At 53.8% G+C, this 18,788-nt stretch carries 16 protein-coding genes; 9 read left to right on the plus strand and 7 right to left on the minus strand.

Annotated elements, in window-relative coordinates:
• Nucleotides 1-39: 39 nt before the first annotated feature.
• The 3 genes from ACOTYN_RS15505 (at nucleotide 40) to tyrR (ending at nucleotide 4,140) form a co-directional block, all read left to right on the plus strand.
• Nucleotides 40-1,437 (plus strand): YcjX family protein, encoded by a 1,398-nt coding sequence (locus tag ACOTYN_RS15505; RefSeq protein ID WP_045282162.1) that lies wholly within the window; start codon nucleotides 40-42, stop codon nucleotides 1,435-1,437.
• Nucleotides 1,434-2,486 (plus strand): YcjF family protein, encoded by a 1,053-nt coding sequence (locus ACOTYN_RS15510; protein WP_332958289.1) that lies wholly within the window; start codon nucleotides 1,434-1,436, stop codon nucleotides 2,484-2,486. Before ACOTYN_RS15505 ends, ACOTYN_RS15510 begins: the two co-directional genes overlap by 4 nt.
• A 112-nt stretch (nucleotides 2,487-2,598) precedes the next feature.
• Nucleotides 2,599-4,140: a transcriptional regulator TyrR gene (gene tyrR, locus ACOTYN_RS15515; RefSeq protein WP_014884045.1), complete on the plus strand. Its 1,542-nt coding sequence runs from the start codon at nucleotides 2,599-2,601 to the stop codon at nucleotides 4,138-4,140.
• A gap of 33 nt (nucleotides 4,141-4,173) precedes the next feature.
• Here tyrR and ACOTYN_RS15520 read toward each other — a convergent pair whose 3' ends face one another.
• A complete protein-coding gene (locus ACOTYN_RS15520; RefSeq protein ID WP_332958285.1) occupies nucleotides 4,174-5,382 on the minus strand; it encodes an aldose 1-epimerase family protein in 1,209 nt (402 codons plus the stop codon).
• Between the two features lie 275 nt (nucleotides 5,383-5,657).
• Nucleotides 5,658-6,164 carry a thiol peroxidase gene (tpx, locus tag ACOTYN_RS15525; RefSeq protein ID WP_014884043.1) on the minus strand — a complete coding sequence of 169 codons (507 nt, stop codon included), beginning with the start codon at nucleotides 6,162-6,164 and terminating at the stop codon, nucleotides 5,658-5,660.
• A 107-nt stretch (nucleotides 6,165-6,271) separates the two neighbouring features.
• Between tpx and ycjG the strand changes: the two genes are divergently transcribed.
• A complete protein-coding gene (ycjG, locus tag ACOTYN_RS15530) occupies nucleotides 6,272-7,237 on the plus strand; it encodes an L-Ala-D/L-Glu epimerase (protein ID WP_332958283.1) in 966 nt (321 codons plus the stop codon).
• Here the strand turns inward: ycjG and mpaA are convergent.
• The gene (gene mpaA, locus ACOTYN_RS15535; RefSeq protein ID WP_014884041.1) at nucleotides 7,228-7,941 is read right to left on the minus strand and encodes a murein tripeptide amidase MpaA; all 714 of its coding nucleotides are present in this window, start codon (nucleotides 7,939-7,941) and stop codon (nucleotides 7,228-7,230) included. The genes ycjG and mpaA overlap by 10 nt on opposite strands.
• A gap of 185 nt (nucleotides 7,942-8,126) precedes the next feature.
• Here mpaA and ACOTYN_RS15540 point away from each other — a divergent pair, with 185 nt between their 5' ends.
• A complete protein-coding gene (locus tag ACOTYN_RS15540) occupies nucleotides 8,127-9,743 on the plus strand; it encodes a peptide ABC transporter substrate-binding protein (protein ID WP_045268217.1) in 1,617 nt (538 codons plus the stop codon).
• 94 nt (nucleotides 9,744-9,837) lie between these two features.
• Here ACOTYN_RS15540 and ACOTYN_RS15545 read toward each other — a convergent pair whose 3' ends face one another.
• The 4 genes from ACOTYN_RS15545 to ACOTYN_RS15560 form a co-directional block, all read right to left on the minus strand.
• Nucleotides 9,838-10,401 (minus strand): DJ-1/PfpI family protein, encoded by a 564-nt coding sequence (locus ACOTYN_RS15545; protein WP_023330522.1) that lies wholly within the window; start codon nucleotides 10,399-10,401, stop codon nucleotides 9,838-9,840.
• A 113-nt stretch (nucleotides 10,402-10,514) separates the two neighbouring features.
• On the minus strand, nucleotides 10,515-10,655 hold the full coding sequence (locus tag ACOTYN_RS15550; protein ID WP_014884038.1) for an Ecr family regulatory small membrane protein: 141 nt from the start codon (nucleotides 10,653-10,655) through the stop codon (nucleotides 10,515-10,517).
• Nucleotides 10,656-10,729: 74 nt separating this feature from the next.
• Nucleotides 10,730-11,962 (minus strand): sensor domain-containing diguanylate cyclase, encoded by a 1,233-nt coding sequence (locus tag ACOTYN_RS15555; protein WP_023330521.1) that lies wholly within the window; start codon nucleotides 11,960-11,962, stop codon nucleotides 10,730-10,732.
• A gap of 91 nt (nucleotides 11,963-12,053) precedes the next feature.
• The gene (locus ACOTYN_RS15560; RefSeq protein ID WP_332958279.1) at nucleotides 12,054-14,183 is read right to left on the minus strand and encodes a putative bifunctional diguanylate cyclase/phosphodiesterase; all 2,130 of its coding nucleotides are present in this window, start codon (nucleotides 14,181-14,183) and stop codon (nucleotides 12,054-12,056) included.
• Nucleotides 14,184-14,638: 455 nt separating this feature from the next.
• Here ACOTYN_RS15560 and ACOTYN_RS15565 point away from each other — a divergent pair, with 455 nt between their 5' ends.
• The 4 genes from ACOTYN_RS15565 to dbpA all read left to right on the plus strand — a co-directional run bounded on the left by ACOTYN_RS15565 (nucleotide 14,639) and on the right by dbpA (nucleotide 18,779).
• Nucleotides 14,639-15,781, plus strand: coding sequence for a methyl-accepting chemotaxis protein (locus ACOTYN_RS15565; protein ID WP_023338360.1), 1,143 nt, complete (start codon nucleotides 14,639-14,641; stop codon nucleotides 15,779-15,781).
• A 156-nt stretch (nucleotides 15,782-15,937) separates the two neighbouring features.
• Complete coding sequence (gene zntB, locus ACOTYN_RS15570) at nucleotides 15,938-16,921, plus strand: zinc transporter ZntB (RefSeq protein WP_332958277.1); 984 nt, start codon at nucleotides 15,938-15,940, stop codon at nucleotides 16,919-16,921.
• Between the two features lie 274 nt (nucleotides 16,922-17,195).
• The gene (locus ACOTYN_RS15575) at nucleotides 17,196-17,378 is read left to right on the plus strand and encodes a hypothetical protein (protein ID WP_000025608.1); all 183 of its coding nucleotides are present in this window, start codon (nucleotides 17,196-17,198) and stop codon (nucleotides 17,376-17,378) included.
• A gap of 27 nt (nucleotides 17,379-17,405) precedes the next feature.
• Complete coding sequence (dbpA, locus tag ACOTYN_RS15580; protein WP_332958275.1) at nucleotides 17,406-18,779, plus strand: ATP-dependent RNA helicase DbpA; 1,374 nt, start codon at nucleotides 17,406-17,408, stop codon at nucleotides 18,777-18,779.
• Nucleotides 18,780-18,788: the final 9 nt, after the last annotated feature.

An 18,788-nucleotide genomic window follows, 5' to 3' on the forward strand; every position in this document is an offset into this window, starting at 1 on the left:
AGCCATGCATTCCAGGCTTCCGGGCAATGAAGGATGGCGATGAAGCGACTTAAGAACGAACTCAATTCACTGGTGAACCGTGGCGTTGACCGACATCTGCGCCTGGCCGTCACCGGGCTAAGCCGCAGCGGCAAGACGGCATTCATAACGGCGATGGTAAACCAGCTCCTGAACCTGCACGCCGGAGCGCGCCTGCCGTTGCTCAGCGCCGTAAGAGAAGAGCGTCTGCTGGGCGTTAAGCGCGTCCCTCAGCGCGATTTTGGTATTCCTCGTTTTACCTATGACGAAGGGTTGGCACAGCTCTACGGGGATCCGCCCACGTGGCCGACGCCGACGCGAGGGGTGAGTGAAATTCGCCTTGCGCTGCGTTTCCGCTCAAATGAATCCCTGATGCGCCACTTCAAAGATACCTCCACCCTGTATCTGGAAATCGTCGATTACCCGGGCGAATGGCTGCTCGATTTGCCGATGCTGGCACAGGACTACCTCAGCTGGTCCCGTCAGATGACAGGGTTGCTGCAGGGACAACGCGCTGCGTGGTCAACGAAATGGCGAGCGCTGTGTGAAGGCCTGGATCCGCTGGCACCAGCGGATGAAAACCGTCTGGCGGCGATTGCCGAGGCCTGGACGGACTATCTTCATCAGTGCAAACAGGAAGGGCTGCACTTCATCCAGCCGGGTCGTTTTGTCTTGCCGGGGGACTTAGCCGGAGCGCCCGCGCTGCAGTTCTTCCCCTGGCCAGATGTGGACGGCGCCGGTGAATCGAAGCTGGCCCAGGCCGGTAAACACACGAACGCCGGGATGCTGCGCGAGCGGTACAATTACTACTGCGAAAAAGTGGTCAAAGGATTTTATAAAAATCACTTCTTGCGTTTCGACCGCCAGATTGTGCTGGTAGATTGCCTGCAGCCGCTTAACAGCGGGCCGCAGGCATTTAACGATATGCGCCTCGCGCTGACCCAGCTGATGCAGAGTTTTCACTACGGGCAGCGGACGCTATTCCGTCGTCTTTTCTCGCCGGTGATCGATAAGCTGCTGTTCGCAGCCACGAAAGCCGATCACGTGACGGTCGATCAGCATGCCAACATGGTTTCTCTGCTGCAGCAGCTGGTGCAGGATGCGTGGCAAAATGCCGCGTTTGAAGGGATTAGCATGGATTGTCTTGGGCTGGCCTCCGTCCAGGCGACGCAGAGCGGGCTGATTGATCTCAACGGCGAGAAAATACCGGCATTGCGCGGGAATCGCCTCAGCGACGGTGAGCCGCTTACGGTCTATCCGGGCGAAGTGCCTGCCAGGCTGCCGGGCCAGGCCTTCTGGCAGAGCCAGGGTTTCCAGTTTGAAGCCTTCCGCCCTCAGGCCATGAGCGTCGATCGGCCGTTACCACACATCCGTCTGGATGCGGCGCTGGAGTTTTTGATTGGAGATAAATTGCGATGACGGAACCGTTAAAACCACGCATAGATTTTACCGGAACGCTCGAGCAGGCGGATCGAGAAGCGTTTAAAACGACGCAGAGGTTCAGCGGTACGCAGGCAGAGAACTTTGCCCCGGCACTGCCGGACGATCCCGCGGTTGAGGAGGGGCCAGCGGAGGCGGTCGTGGAGGCTGCTTTGCGTCCAAAACGCAGTTTGTGGCGCAGGATGGTCACCGCCGGTCTGGCACTGTTCGGCGTCAGCGTGGTCGGGCAGGGCGTCCAGTGGGCGATGAACGCCTGGCAAACGCAGGACTGGGTCGCACTGGGCGGATGTGCCGCAGGTGCGCTGATTGTTGGCGCGGGCGTGGGGTCTGTTGCGACGGAGTGGCGACGTCTCTGGCGTCTGCGACAGCGCGCGCATGAGCGTGATGAAGCGCGGGATCTCCTCCACAGCCACGGAACCGGCAAAGGCCGCGCGTTTTGTGAGAAACTGGCCAGCCAGGCCGGTATCGATCAGTCGCATCCGGCGCTTCAGCGCTGGTATGCCGCCATCCATGAAACGCAGAATGACCGGGAAGTGGTAACGCTCTATTCCCATATGGTTCAGCCGGTACTGGATGCCCAGGCGCGACGCGAGATTAGCCGTTCTGCGGCAGAGTCCACGCTGATGATTGCCGTCAGCCCGCTGGCGCTGGTGGATATGGCGTTTATCGCCTGGCGTAACCTGCGTTTGATTAACCGTATCGCTCATCTCTACGGTATCGAGCTGGGTTACTACAGTCGACTCAGACTGTTCAAGCTGGTGTTACTCAATATCGCCTTTGCTGGTGCGAGCGAACTGGTGCGTGAAGTGGGCATGGACTGGATGTCGCAGGATCTGGCTGCGCGTCTTTCGGCTCGCGCTGCGCAGGGTATTGGCGCGGGCTTACTGACGGCGCGTCTGGGTATCAAGGCGATGGAAGTGTGCCGACCGTTGCCGTGGATCGATGGCGATAAGCCACGGCTGGGGGATTTTCGACGCGAACTGATCGGCCAGCTTAAAGAGACGCTCAATAAAAAACCTGCTCCGTGAGGTTTTGTTCACTTATCGTGCTGGCTGTCAATATTTGTTGACAGCCATCTTCCGGTTCACCGTGTTCTGACATATCATTTTAACGTTACTGGCTTAAAACGGTGAATTTCCCATGCGTCTTGAAGTCTTCTGTGAAGACCGTCTCGGTCTGACCCGCGAGTTACTCGATCTTCTTGTTTTACGTAGCATTGATTTACGTGGCATTGAGATCGATCCTGTCGGGCGAATTTACCTCAATTTTGCCGAAATTGAATTCAATACCTTTAGCAGTCTGATGGCGGAAATCCGCCGTATCGCTGGCGTTACGGATGTGCGCACTATCCCCTGGATGCCCTCCGAGCGAGAGCACCTGGCACTGAGCGCGCTGCTGGAAGCCATGCCTGAACCGTTCCTCTCTCTGGATCTGAAAAGTAAAGTCGAGCGCGTTAACCACGCAAGCTGTCAGCTATTTGCACAGAGCCAGGAGAAGCTCAGCAATCAACATGCCGCACAGCTGGTCCCGGGTTTTAACTTCCAGCGCTGGCTGGACAGCAACCCGCAGAATACCCATAGCGAGCATGTAGTGATAAACGGACAGAATTTCCTGATGGAGATCACACCGGTTTATCTGAAAGGGGAAAGCGACACTCGCGTACTGACCGGTGCCGTAATTATGCTGCGCTCGACGTTACGTATGGGCCGCCAGCTGCAAAACCTCTCCAGCCAGGATGTCGGCGCATTCAGCCAGATTATTGCCGTCAGCCCGAAAATGCGTCATGTGGTTGACCAGGCGCGCAAGCTCGCCAGCCTGACCGCGCCGCTGCTGATTACTGGTGATACCGGTACCGGGAAAGATCTGCTGGCTCACGCTGTGCATCTGGCAAGCCCGCGTGCGGCAAAACCGTATCTGGCACTTAATTGCGCCTCTATCCCGGAAGATGCTGTCGAAAGCGAACTGTTTGGACACGCGCCGGAAGGCAAGAAAGGGTTCTTCGAGCAGGCTAACGGCGGCTCCGTGCTGCTGGATGAGATCGGTGAAATGTCGCCGCGCATGCAGGCCAAGCTGCTGCGTTTCCTGAACGACGGAACCTTCCGCCGCGTTGGTGAAGATCATGAGGTGCATGTGGACGTGCGCGTCATCTGTGCCACCCAGAAAAACCTGGTGGAACTGGTGCAAAAGGGGATATTTCGCGAGGATCTCTATTACCGCCTTAACGTCCTTACGCTGAACATTCCACCGCTGCGCGATTGTCCGCAGGACATCATGCCGTTAACGGAACTGTTTGTCGCCCGCTTTGCCGACGAGCAGGGCGTCCCGCGTCCGAAGCTTTCTGCCGATCTCGGCACGGTGTTAATGCGCTACGGTTGGCCGGGCAACATCCGTCAGCTTAAAAATGCCGTTTATCGTGCACTTACCCAGCTTGAAGGGTATGAACTACGTCCGCAGGATATTCTGCTGCCTGATTACGACGCCGGAACTGTATCGGTAGGTGAAGAGGCGATGGAAGGGTCGCTGGATGATATTACCAGTCGCTTTGAACGCTCCGTCCTGACGCAGCTTTATCGCAGCTATCCAAGTACTCGCAAACTGGCAAAACGGCTTGGCGTATCGCATACCGCGATTGCGAATAAGCTACGTGAGTATGGTTTGAATCATAAGAAAGGTGACGAATAGCAAAAAGCCTCTGTAAAGAGGCTTTTTTAATGTTTATTCCTTCGCCAGCGGTGTGGTCACGATTTCTGTTTTTGTCTCTCCCTGAATGGCCGCAATCCTGTTTTCAACCTCTTTCACCTGTTGTGGGCTATGAAGCAGGGTATAGGTGAGATCAAACTGCGCGCTGGCTCCAGGCTGTAATTGCTTAACCCGTTTCTGCTCACGTTCTATGGTCACGGGGTAGGCGTAGCTCGTACCCGGCTCAATCCCCGTAACGTACCCCTGTTTTGGCGTATCGGTATTTTTCCATAAGGTCAGCACGGGTAGCTGGCGTGTATCAAACTGAATTGACGCGCCTTTATCGCCGGCTTTGTTGACCACCGCCGCGAGGGTTTCGTGGTTGTTGTCCGCAAGCGGTTTGATGTTAAAGACCATCTCATCAAAGCCTTTTGTCGGCCCGGCATAGGTTTGCCAGTTGTCTACGCCCGCTTTAGCGTAATCGTTGAAGGGGCTCACGCTTATCGCCGGAGCAAGGAAGCGTGCGCCTTCTTCGAGGATCGGCGTCCCGAAGTTACTGTGATAGATGATTTGATAGTCATGAGGGTAATCGGCATGGTTTGTCAGGACATCATGCAGGCTGAACTGGTTAGTGCCTGGAACGTAACGCAGTTCGGTCATGGTTTGCAGATCCGCTTTTTTAAACGTGCTCTCTTTGATTAACCCGCGAATACGAATTTCATACGGGGCGGTATCCGCAACGTCAACTTCGACCTGAGAAGCCGGGGTATTACCGGCCTTGCCGTGAAGCGTATAAATCTGGCCGTCAGCCGTGACCGGGTGTCCCGTCCACTCATAACCACAGCGGACCATCATCTCATTGAATCCTTCCAGCCAGCCGAGGCCGTTTCTGCTTTCCAGATTTATATACGCCGGGTTAACGACCTCTTTAACGGGAGAATTCCACCCCAGTCGGGTACCAAAACCTTCAACATGCAGAAGATTCATTCCGCGCGTCGGGCTCAGGGTAATTGTCAGACCGTTTTTACTGCTGATAATGATAACTTTACTGCCTTCCTGCTTTCCGCCGTGCAACACTTTCTGCTCAATGCTGAACGTTTGGTCGTTAATTTTCAGCTCATCGCTGGAAATCTTCCAGTTTCCTTTTTCTACGCTGCTTTCAGCGCTGGTCAGCACCCACGTTTTTGCTGCGGCGTGACCCGAAACCAGTACCGCAAGGAACGTTAAAGCCAGTTTTATTTTCATTTTGATCCCTTTTTGCTGAAACGATTATTTGATTTCGTAAGCAAATCTAATGTTTTGCCGTAAAGGGAAATGTGATGGGCTTCACTGAGGGCGAAGATGATAAATATTAACCAGTATTATGTGGGTAAGATCGCGTTATTGTTGAGTTTCTGATATTGAATTGCATAAATACTGTGAAGTTATCATATTTATGCTTTAACGATTCAGCGTGTGGGTAATAAAAAACCCCGCCATCGCGAGGTTTTGAAAACGGAGTATAAATTGCTAAGTCACTGTTATGCTTTAAGCTTATCCAGTGCGGCGGTGTAATCCGGCTCAGTCGTAATTTCGTTAACCAGTTCGCTGAAAAGGACAGTGTCGTTTTCATCAATAACCAGTACAGCGCGTGCAGCCAGACCTTTCAGTGGACCTTCCGCGATGCTAACACCGTATTTTTCGAGGAAATCCGGGCTACGCAGGGTGGAGAGGGTGATAACGTTGCTCAGGCCTTCAGCGCCGCAGAAGCGGGACTGGGCGAACGGCAGGTCAGCGGAAATGCACAGCACCACGGTGTTGTCCATTTCGGTGGCCAGCTGGTTGAATTTACGCACGGAGGCAGCGCAAACGCCGGTATCAATGCTTGGGAAAATGTTCAGCACTTTGCGTTTACCCGCAAACTGAGCCAGTGTGACGTCAGACAGATCTTTAGCCACCAGAGTAAAAGCCTGCGCTTTGCTGCCAGCCTGCGGAATGGAACCTGCAACAGCAACCGGGTTGCCCTGGAAATGAACGAGTTGTGACATAGATATCTTCCTGTTTACATATAGTTAACGTCGGGGCTAGTGTATGCCATCAGCAGATAACACGGCAAACCAATTTTTTCGCCTTTCCGGGCCGCAAGGAGTCAGTGATGAGAAGCGTTAAGGTCTATGAAGAAGCCTGGCCATTGCATACCCCGTTTGTGATCTCTCGCGGCAGCCGAAGCGAAGCCAGCGTGGTGGTCGTTGAAATCGAAGAGGACGGTTTTAAAGGCGTGGGTGAATGCACGCCTTATCCACGCTATGGGGAAAGCCTCGCGTCGGTCATGGCGCATATCATGACGCTGGTTCCGGACCTGCAAACCGGACTCTCTCGCGAGGCGCTCCAGCAACGTTTACCCGCCGGGGCCGCGCGCAACGCCATTGATTGTGCGCTCTGGAACCTGGAAGCGGCGAAACAGCAAACATCGCTGACGTCATTGCTGGGCGTGGTGCTGCCGGAATCGGTGGTTACCGCGCAAACGGTGGTAATCGGTGAGCCGGAACAGATGGCCGCCAGCGCAAAAGCGCTCTATGACGCCGGGGCAACGCTATTGAAAGTGAAACTCGACGATCGCCTGATCAGCGAGCGAATGGTCGCTATTGGCTCAGCGGTTCCCGCCGCCACGCTCATTGTTGACGCCAACGAATCCTGGCACCCGGAAGGGCTGGCCGCACGATGTCAGCTGCTGGCCGACCTGGGGGTCGCCATGCTGGAGCAGCCTCTGCCAGCAGAAGATGATGCGGCGCTGAATAATTTTATCCATCCATTGCCCGTCTGCGCGGATGAAAGCTGCCATACCCGGGAACGTTTGAGCGACCTTCAGGGGCGCTATGAGATGGTCAATATTAAGCTCGACAAGACCGGCGGCCTGACAGAGGCGCTGGCCCTGGCGGAAGAGGCCCGGGCGCAGGGATTTGCGCTGATGCTGGGCTGCATGCTCTGCACGTCCCGGGCGATCGGCGCGGCGCTACCGCTGGTTAATCAGGTCCGTTTCGCCGATCTGGATGGCCCGACGTGGCTGGCGGTTGATGTGTCACCCGCGCTTAATTTTACCAGCGGCGTGCTTCATCTCTGAGGCTGCCAGCGTAAAAGCTCCATCATGGCTTTTAAGTACTTTTCGCTGGCTTCGTCGGACGAGATCGCCGGGAATTCAGCGGTAATGCAGGGCAGGCTCAAATCGGCGCACCAGCTACCGAATGATCCTGGCGTTTCATAGCCGACGCTGGTGACGAGTGGCAGGGAAAATGCTTTCGCCAGCCAGGCGCCCAGCTCGGAGTGACGCGGATCTTCAATACACGCCAGCGGATCGTGGAAAGAGACAATCCATGCAGGGTGGATCTTATGGATGAGCTGGCACAGCGCCTGGGTTTCAGGCTCCGAGCCCGGTTTATCTCCCGTCAGCAGAACCACATCACGCTCCTCGGCGGAGCTGTTCCAGCGATAAACGGTTTCTCCGGCGCGCCAGTTTGCTGCCGGGAAATTACGATTTAAGTCTACGCCTCTCGCATTGGCGCGTAGACCGAGCTGACAGCCGTCCGGGTTAACCGCCAGAATCACGTGATGACGCCGCAATGAGGGCGTTAGTGTCCGCAGCGCGCATGAAAGCGTCACGATGGAGGAGTTTTCGTCACCGTGCGTGCCGGCAAGAATCAAGCCGCTGTCGCGGTCGGCATCGGGGGCGGGGAACCAGATCAACGATGCGCCTAAAAATGAGCGGCCATATTGCTCAGCGCCCGGCGGAAAGGCGCCGCGTTCCGCTCTCGGTCGGGTGGTTGTCATACGAAATCCTGATAAAAAGATCACTACTCGCAGTGTTGTGCAAAACACGCGGTTAATCAAATAGTTTCCGAAATGGTTGAGAATTGCCTTAAATCACTATTCGGGAGTAAGTTATTTGCATTTCTTTTTGTCGAAACAAATAATTACGCATCTGCTTGTTACCTGAATTCATTAAAGGGGATCTTATGAAGCATCCTGTTTCGCGTCTTTTTGCCGCACTGTGCCTGTGCGGACTCTCTTCACTCTCTTTCGCTGCGGATGTGCCACAGGGTACGGCACTGGCGCAAAAACAGGAGCTGGTCAGACACATTAAAGACGAACCGGCTTCACTCGATCCGGCAAAAGCGGTGGGGCTGCCAGAGATTCAGGTGATTCGCGATCTCTTCGAAGGTCTGGTGAATCAGAATGAGAAAGGGGAGTTGACGCCGGGAGTGGCAACGCGCTGGCAGAGCAACGATAACCGCATCTGGACATTTACCCTACGCGATAACGCGAAGTGGTCCGACGGTTCGCCTGTCACCGCCCAGGATTTTGTCTACAGCTGGCAGCGTCTGGTTGATCCGAAAACGACCTCTCCGTTTGCCTGGTTTGCTGCCCTGGCGGGTATCAACAACGCGCAGGCCATTATTGATGGTAAAGCGGCACCCGATACGCTTGGCGTAACGGCGGTCGATGCCAGAACATTACGCGTCCAGTTGGACAAACCGCTGCCGTGGTTCAGTAATCTGACGGCTAACTTTGCCTTCTACCCGGTGCAAAAAGCCAACGTAGAAAGGGGTAAAGAGTGGACCCGTCCGGGATCTCTGGTCGGCAATGGTGCCTATGTCCTGAATGACCGCGTGGTGAATGAAAAACTGGTCGTCGTCCCCAATACCCACTACTGGGACAATGCAAAAACCGTCCTGCAAAAGGTCACCTTCGTACCGATTAACCAGGAATCATCGGCCACCAAACGTTATCTGGCGGGTGATATTGATATTACCGAATCGTTCCCAAAAAACATGTATCAGAAGCTCCTGAAGGATATTCCGGGCCAGGTTTACACACCGCCTCAGCTGGGCACGTATTACTATGCGTTCAATACGCAAAAGGGCCCAACGGCCGACTCCCGCGTTCGCCTGGCGCTGAGCATGACCATCGATCGCCGCATTATGGCGGAAAAAGTGTTAGGCACGGGAGAGAAGCCCGCATGGCACTTCACGCCTGACGTGACGGCCGGGTTCACCCCGGAGGCCTCGCCATTTGAACAGATGTCGCAGCAGGAGCTGAACGCCCAGGCGAAAACCTTGCTGCAGGCCGCGGGGTATGGCCCTCAGCGTCCGCTGAAGCTGACCCTGCTGTACAATACTTCAGAAAATCATCAGAAGATTGCCATCGCGGTGGCGTCCATGTGGAAGAAAAATCTCGGTGTGGATGTCAAACTGCAAAACCAGGAGTGGAAAACGTATATTGACAGCCGTAATACCGGTAACTTTGACGTGATCCGCGCCTCCTGGGTGGGCGATTACAACGAGCCATCGACATTCCTTTCGCTGCTGACCTCAACCCACAGCGGTAACATCTCGCGTTTCAACGACCCGGCCTACGATAAAATTATCCACCAGGCGACGCTGGAAACCACGGCGAAAGCGCGCAATACGGACTACAACATGGCGGAAAAAATCCTCACGGAGAAAGCGCCTATCGCGCCGATTTATCAGTACACCAATGGCCGCCTGATTAAGCCGTGGGTGAAAGGCTATCCTATTAATAACCCGGAAGACGTGGCGTATAGCCGGACGATGTATATTGAGAAGCACTGACGGGAGAGAATGACCTTGTCGCACTGAAAACTGGCGCATTCTGGCGCCAGTTTTTACTTATGCCCGCGCGTGCCGCTGATGGGCAGCACCACTGTTACTCCAGCAAAGCGCTAAACTTCGCCAGCCACTGTGGATGAGCGGGCCAGGCGGGGGCGGTGACCAGATTACCGTCTACATGTGCCTGGTCGATGCCGATACTGGCGTAGTGTCCACCGCTAAGACGCACTTCAGGCGCGCACGCCGGGTAGGCGCTGCAGGTTCGGCCTTTTAGTATGCCGGCAGCAGCAAGCAGTTGCGGACCATGGCACACGGCGGCGATTGGCTTACGTGCCGCGTCAAATGCCTGCACCAGCTTGAGTACATCGTCATTTAACCGCAAATATTCTGGCGCTCTGCCGCCTGGGATAAGCAGTGCGTCATAATCCTGCTCTCGTGCGGCGGAAAAGTCAGCATTGAGGACAAAACGGTGGCCGGGCTTTTCGCTGTAGGTCTGGGCACCGTCGAAGTCATGGATTGCCGTCATGATGTAGTCCCCCTTCGGTTTGTCGGGGCAAACGGCATCCACCTGATGACCAATCATCTGTAATGCCTGAAACGGGACCATGGTTTCATAATCTTCGGCGTAATCGCCAACCAACATCAGGATTTTCTTGCTCATCTTTCCTCACCTTTATTTTTAGAGATGATTAAGATATAGCCTGGTATGGCTCAATTGCCGGAAATAAAAAAGCCCGTCAGAGCACGGGCGATATAAGCAAATGAATTATTGCACTACAGCGCATCGAAGGTCGGGTACAGGGTATTTTCCAGATATTCAACGAAATACCAGATCTCACCGCTAAAAATAAACCACAAGCCAAATATAATAAGGATGAAAATGATTAAGGTGAGTATTATTTCAGTCTTTCCCATTGTAGCGACTACCCACCTGTCAGTGATTTACATAAGTGGGGCATTGTAACGACGCTTTCCCGTATACTCCAGTCTCATGCCGCAAGGACTTTATTACGTCCATCGTTTTTGGCGCGATAGAGCGCGTCGTCTACGCGTTTAAACAGCTCATCAATACTCTCTTCCGGTTCATGCCTTGCCACACCAATGCTGACGGTAAAACGGGGTAATCCGGGTATGGTGATACGGGTTACCGCCGCGCGGACGGATTCGGCAATCTTCATGGCAGTGTCGAGAGAGGTGCGCGGCAGCAGGATGACAAACTCTTCCCCTCCCCAGCGAAACACGAGGTCATCTTGCCTGCTGCAGGCTTCCAGCGTGCGGGAAAGGGCGATAAGCACCTCATCACCTTTCAGATGGCCGAAGAGGTCGTTGATGTTTTTAAAATGATCGGTATCCACCAGCAGCAGGCTAAATTGCTGTTGCGCGGAAAGGTGGCTCAGGTTGGTTTGATCGATAATATTGTAGAACTGGCGTCGGTTAAGTAAGCCTGTCATTGAGTCACGTAGCGCAGCATTTTCCAGCTCCAGCTCGAGCCTTTTTTGTTCGGTGATATCATGGATGATGCACAGCATCAGTTTGTCACCGTAAATCTCAATGGGCCCCGCGTAGGTCTGGACATGGCGGGTGGTGCCATCGGCAAGACGGTGAACAAAATTAAACGGCTTATGTCCGCCTGGCAGTGCGGCAATCTCCGTCATAATGGGCATGACACCTCTCCCCAGGGTATTTATCTCCCAGGTGTGTTTATTGCACATTTCATCATGCGAATAGCCATAAAAGCTGAGCGCGGCCAGGTTTGCATCGACAATTTGCCCGTCGCGAGCAGGGTCGATTAACAGCATTGGCGCACTGTTGGTCAGGAAAAAACGGGCGTAAAAACCCTGTTTTTTACGCTGATAGGTTGTGGAACGGCTGGCTTTCAGACCTGATGGGGCCTGAGAAGAAATCCCTTCAAAAACGATAACATCGCCATAAGGCGTGAAGTGGGAGAGAGAGAGGCGGCAGCTTAACGGTGTATCTTGCCCGGCACGGCTAATCGTCCAGATCTCGACAATATCGTGATCGTTTTTCAGTTCAGGAACATACATCGACAACACGCTTTGCGCACTTGCGGAACAGGTGCCTTTACGCAAGCCATCCAGTGTTTTATTACCCATCAGCTGTGTTGCGGCCACATTGGCAAAAATGATCTGTTCTGAAACAGGAGATATGAGCCACACGGGCGTTTTAATTGCATTCAGCGCATCAAAACCATTTTGCGACATAGGCATTTCCTGTTCATCGGCATGTTATGCCTGACTATCCCGTCAGATTAACTCGCGTCCACTCCTCTGAAACATACGCTATTCAATCCTGTCAGGCATGATTTTTTTGTGAAATAAAGGCGGGATCCGTATGAATTTTACTCATGGGTATAATTTGTTTATCTGAGTTTTTCTGTAGCAGTAGCCACGGAACCTGTTCCGCAGGCAATGGGCGGGAAAAAAGGAACCCCTGCAGATAGTCACAGCCAAGACTGGTCAGTATCGCCTGCTGTTCGTCCGATTCAATGCCCTCAGCTACCACATTCATCTCCATGGTCCGGGCGATATTAATAATGGTTTCCACCAGCTTACGGCTTTTCTCGTTTTCCAGCATAGAGGTGACAAAACTCTTATCAATTTTTAGCTCTTTTGCCGGGAGAACGCTTAACATCAGCAGGTTAGAATAGCCAGTACCAAAATCATCAATAGAGACGGTGACACCCGCATGGTTAAAGGCGTTCAGGAGCTCGATACTGCGGTCGAGATTTTTAAGCGCGGTACTCTCTGTTACCTCCAGAATCAGCCGGGAGGGAGACAGATTATATTTTTCCAGCATCGACGAGACGATGTGAAAGATATCCGGCTGTTCGAACTGAACGGGGGATAAATTGAGCGACAATGTCCACTGACTGAAACCCTGTTCCGTCCAGAAATGAAGCTGCCGACACGCGACCTCAATCGCCCAGTTGCCAACCGGAATAATCAAACCCGTTTGTTCCAGCGTGGGTAAAAACAGTCCCGGCAGCAAAACGCCTTGCTCCGGATGACGCCAGCGGAGAAGAGCTTCAAAACCGTGGATCGTCTTATCTTCCGCGTGCCAGGTTGGCTGATACCAGAGCTCAAACTGATCGCGTTCCAGGGCCTGAGAAAGCGCCTGCAGAAAACCCGGTTGCGCCGGCACTGTTGTTGACATCTCCGGACGGTAAATTGCCCAGCCGTTACGTCCATCCTCTTTAATATGTTGTAAGGCTGCATCAGCCTTAAACTTCAGTTCATGTAGCGTTTCGCCATCTTTCGGATAGAGGCTGATCCCCGCGCTGATGGTGGTGTTTAGCGTGTGACCGCAGAGTGAAAGCGGGCGGCGCATATCCGCGAGGAGGGTGGTGAGCAGGGTATTAAGCTTTTCATCATCACATTCGGGAACCAGCAGGATAAAAGCATCCCCGCCCAGTCTGGCCAGCGTCATCTCACGGGTAAGCCGGGACGTAATGCGCTGGGCAATAGTGATTAATAACTCATCACCCACGCTGTGGCCCCAGGTATCATTCACGCGTTTGAAGTGATCGACATTCAGGAAGATCACGGCAAACTGTCTCTTGCTCAGCAAGGCGCTGCGAAGACAGTCCTGCATTCGGATATCCATCTGATGATGGTTTGCGAGCCCGGTGAGGGCATCGAAGCGAGCCTGAAGCTCAAGCTGGCGATTGAGTTGTCGCAAATTGTCCGTCAGCCGGGTGGTGCGCCAGTGCGAATCGATTAGCGAAATAATTAACATCACGCCGAGAAGTGAGAGCGTGGTGACGGAAACCCATATGGATAATCCCAGCTCGCCGATCCCGCCGGGAAGCGTGCGTGCCATCTCATGGAAATGCGCGGCACTCATGCCCGTATAATGCATTGCGCAGATGGCGGCACCCATGACTAAGGCCGCGAGAATGCGATTTACAAAGACCCCTTTGTGCTTATCCCGGAGACGAAAAGCCAGCCACAACGCCACACCGGAGGCGACAACCGCAATTACCACGGACAAACCGACAATCCGCTGATCCCATAGGATGCTTCCCTCCAGCATCAATGCGGCCATACCGATATAGTGCATCGAGACCACGCCAGCGCTGAGAATGATCGTGGCGACTGTCAGTCTAAACAGGGAGAGGTGTTTGCCCGTAACGGCAATATTAATGGCCGTTGTGGAGGCTATAACCGCCGCACCAAGTGAGGCCAGGGTTATCCAGAGGTCGTAGCTCATCATCATGGGCATTTGCATCGACAGCATGCCGATGAAATGCATTGACCAGATCCCGATGCCCAGCGTTACGCCTCCGGCAATCCGCCAGAACAAAGCCGCTTTTCGGCTGGAAAGGGGAATTTTCCCGGCGCTGTCCAGAGCTACAAAGGAGGCAATAAACGCCACCAGATAAGAGACAGCAATCAACACAGGGTCCCACGATATATTGAGCATTATGCAATCCCACGCCTGAGAGGGTTACCGATTTCGCCTGCCGGCACATTTTTATCGGGCAACGAAAATGCGCATTCAAACCATATTAGTTATTTATCGTGAAAAATGACCAGTCATATAACAACTCTATACTCACCGGGAATATAAAATATATTCTCGTTTTTAACTTATTAAGCATTGCTAAACATAGACCACTATCACTAGCAAAGCGCCTTAAATACGTGGACGAACGAATCGTCTCGTCGCAGGTGATGGTATCGCTTAACGTGGTTGTGAACCAGTATCACAGCATTCGGCGCAGCACATTTTTACTAATACGCTTTTTTTACCTGACTTAAGCTAAATATCGGGTGCGTAACGGCGAAACGAGAAACCAGCGCGTTAGGTGAGGACAAACGTAAAAGTGAATGCTATAAGTCTTAATGCCGACCAAAATATCAGTTGTGGGTAAAATCATGCTAAGAAATATTAGTGTCAGGACCTTCATTGCCTGGTTCCTGTTATGCCTTTTTTTGGTAAATGCAGGTATCGTTGCTCTATTTTCCAGCAATTTCTCTCTCTTCATTTCGATTAATCTGGTTAATTTCGTTGCGCTGTTTTTGCTCTGGAGTTATATGACGAAGTTTCTTGTGACGCCGATCAATACTGTGAAAAAAAGTATTGAAGAAGTGACCGCAGGTAATCTTGGTGTCTCAATCCCTGAGTTTGGCAATAACTGCGCGGGACGATTAATCCCCGGAATTAATAGTCTTTCCAGTAACATTGCGACGCTGGTGCGTGAGATCAGGGCGTCATCTCAAAACGCCATGACCTTGTCGGATCAACTCTCTGCCCGTAGCGCTCAGCTCTCGGTGAAAACCGAGCAGCAGTCTGCCTCTCTGGTGCAAACCGCTGCCAGTATGGAGCAGATGGCGGCAAGTACCCGAAACAATGCCGATAATACCCGTCTGGCGAGCGAGCAGGCAAACGTCGCGACATTGCAGGCGCGTAAGGGAGGAGAGCTGATGGAGCAGGTTGCCAGCAATATGCAATCCATAACCGAGTGCGCGCAGCAGATGACGGAAATTATCTCCCTAATCGACGGGATTGCATTCCAGACAAATATCCTGGCGCTTAACGCGGCGGTTGAGGCGGCGCGGGCGGGCGATCACGGCAAAGGGTTCTCCGTCGTCGCGGAAGAGGTGAGAAACCTTGCGCACCGCAGTGCGGAGGCCGCGAAAAACATCAAGACGCTGATTGACGTCACCAGCAGTAATGTTACCCAGGGTGCCAGCGTCGTGTCGGAAGCGGAAAAGAATATGCATGAAATCGTGACCGGTTCCGGCAATGTCAGCCGGTTGATGGATGAGATTTCTACCTCGACCGCTGAGCAGGAGAAAGGCATTTACCAGATCACCCTGGCGCTGTCTGAACTGGAGCGGGTCACGCAAAGTAACGTCGCGATGGCGGAGGAACTCAATGGTTCCTCTGATGTCCTGCGTAATCAGGTGATTGAACTGCAAACGCGGACACGCAATTTCAGGCTTGAGCAGGGTCACTCGCCGTCATCGTTGACCGGCCCTGCACCTTTCCTCCAGCGGCCCGAGCACTCGCTCTGACAGCACTTCAAAGCCTGGCATGCCAGGCTTTTCTTCTCCTGAAACACAGTATGTACAATTCCTGAGCGATTTCAGCGCCATGCGAGACATAGTTGTTGCTTAACCCCCGACGGAAGCTAGACTCACATCGAAAGAGCTAAACAGGGGGGAGGCGCAGTGGAGAGCATTAAAGGATCAGAACTTAACGTTCCTGACGCAGTTTTTGCGTGGGTGCTGGACGGTCGCGGCGGTGCCAGGCCGCTGGAAGATAATGATGTCATAGATAAAGAGCATCCCTGCTGGCTACATCTCAACTATACCCATCCGGAAAGTGCTGACTGGCTGGCCACGACCCCGTTGTTGCCCAACAACGTGCGCGACGCCCTGGCAGGAGAAAGCCTGCGCCCACGTGTGAGCAGAATGGGTGACGGAACGCTTATCACCCTGCGCTGCATAAATGGCAGTACGGATGAACGTCCCGATCAACTGGTGGCGATGCGCGTCTATATGGACGACGGGCTGATTGTGTCCACCCGCCAGCGGAAGGTCCTGGCGCTGGACGACATTGTGAACGATCTCAAAGAGGGGACCGGACCGGTCGACTGCGGAAGCTGGCTGGTGGACGTCTGCGACGCCCTGACCGATCATGCGAGCGAGTTTATTGAAGAGCTGCACGATAAAATCATCGACCTGGAAGATAACCTGCTCGATCAACAGATACCGCCGCGCGGCTTTCTGGCGTTATTGCGTAAGCAATTGATCGTGATGCGTCGCTATATGACACCGCAGCGGGATGTGTATGCCCGTCTGGCCAGCGAAAGACTCAACTGGATGAATGACGATCAGCGCCGCAGAATGCAGGACATAGCTGACAGACTCGGCAGGGGACTCGATGAGATCGACTCCTGTATCGCGCGAACGACGGTGATGGCGGATGAAATTGCTCAGGTGATGCAGGAGTCGCTGGCGAGAAGAACCTATACGATGTCTCTGATGGCGATGGTCTTCTTACCCAGTACCTTCCTGACAGGGCTGTTTGGCGTCAATCTGGGGGGGATCCCCGGTGGTGCTTACCATTACGGCTTCACCGCGTTTTGCGTCATGTTAGTTGTTTTGATTGGTGGTGTTGCATGGTGGTTGCATCGTAGTAAATGGCTGTAAATTTACGTTTTTTTGCCCTTTTGCAGAGATTAAAACGCTCTTTTAATTGAGCGAAGTCAATAAACATCAGCCCGGCAAGGTGCAATATTACTCCCGCAGGTGAATGCAACGTCAAGCGATGGGCGTTGCGCTCCATATTGTCTTACTTCCTTTTTTGAATTACTGCATAGCACAATTGATTCGTACGACGCCGACTTTAATAGTCGGCTTTTTTTTGCCTCCTGTTTCTCAGCGTCTACCCTAAAAGGGACGACAACCAAGCCTGGAGGGAAAGATGAGCATTTTACTCGCTCTGCTCGTGCAACAATCGCGTCAGTCCGACCCTGTTCCCACCGATCCTGTGCCGATGCCCGATCCCATACCGCGTCCGCAGCCGATGCCCGATCCGCCGCCGGATGAAGAACCGATTAAATTGTCGCATCGAACCCTGAGATCTGCGAGGATACGCGCCATCTGACCGTAAAGATCACCACGAGAGACTACTGTGACCGCTTTTTCTACCCTGAATGTTCTGCCTGCCGCCCAACTCGACAACCTCAACGAGTTGGGATATCTCACGATGACGCCTGTTCAGGCGGCCGCGCTGCCCGCTATCCTTGAGGGCCGCGACGTACGCGTGCAGGCGAAAACCGGCAGTGGGAAAACGGCCGCATTCGGTCTTGGTCTGCTGCAGCATATTGACGCGTCGCTGTTCCAGACTCAGTCGCTGATATTGTGCCCGACCCGCGAGCTGGCAGACCAGGTCGCGGGTGAACTGCGTCGCCTGGCGCGCTTTATGCCTAATACCAAGATCCTGACGCTCTGTGGTGGACAGCCGTTCGGCGCACAGCGTGATTCGCTCCAGCATGCGCCACACATTATTGTCGCGACCCCTGGCCGCCTGCTGGATCACCTGCAAAAAGGCACCGTTTCGCTGGATGCATTAAGCACGCTGGTGATGGATGAGGCGGACAGAATGCTGGATATGGGCTTCAGTGATGCCATTGATGAAGTGATCCGCTTCGCGCCGGACGATCGCCAGACGTTGCTATTCTCTGCGACCTGGCCTGAAGCCATCGCCGCAATCAGCGGTCGCGTGCAGAAAAATCCGCTCACTATCGAGATAGACAGCGTCGACGCGCTCCCGGCCATCGAACAGCAGTTCTTTGAAACCTCACAGCAGGGAAAAATCCCGCTCCTGCAGAAATTGCTGAGCCAGCATCAGCCTGCGTCGTGCGTGGTGTTTTGTAATACTAAAAAAGACTGTCAGGCGGTGTGTGATGCGCTGAATGCGGCGGGGCAGAGCGCCTTATCTTTGCATGGCGATCTGGAACAGCGCGATCGCGATCAGACCCTGGTGCGTTTCGCCAACGGTAGTGCCCGTGTTCTGGTGGCGACCGACGTGGCGGCGCGCGGTCTGGATATCAAATCCCTTGAGCTGGTAGTGAACTTTGAGCTGGCATGGGATCCCGAAGTCCACGTCCACCGTATTGGCCGTACCGCACGTGCAGGAAACAGCGGTCTTGCCATCAGCTTCTGTGCGCCGGAAGAGGCGCAGCGCGCCAATATTCTCGCTGAAATGCTGCAGATCACGCTGAACTGGGTGAATGCACCGGGCAGCGTTAAACTCGTGCCGCTGGAGGCCGAAATGGCGACGCTGTGTATTGATGGCGGCAAAAAAGCCAAGATGCGTCCGGGTGATGTGTTAGGGGCATTAACTGGCGATATCGGTCTGGAAGGGGCGGATATCGGTAAGATTGCGGTTCATCCGGCGCATGTTTATGTGGCCGTGCGTCAGGCAGTTGCCCATAAGGCATGGAAGCAGCTGCAAAAGGGCAAGATTAAAGGTAAAACCTGCCGCGTTCGTCTACTGAAATAAGGCATAAAG

The sequence above is a fragment of the Enterobacter cloacae complex sp. IR5458 genome (assembly GCF_049238025.1).
GTDB classification, from domain to species: Bacteria; Pseudomonadota; Gammaproteobacteria; order Enterobacterales; family Enterobacteriaceae; genus Enterobacter; species Enterobacter kobei.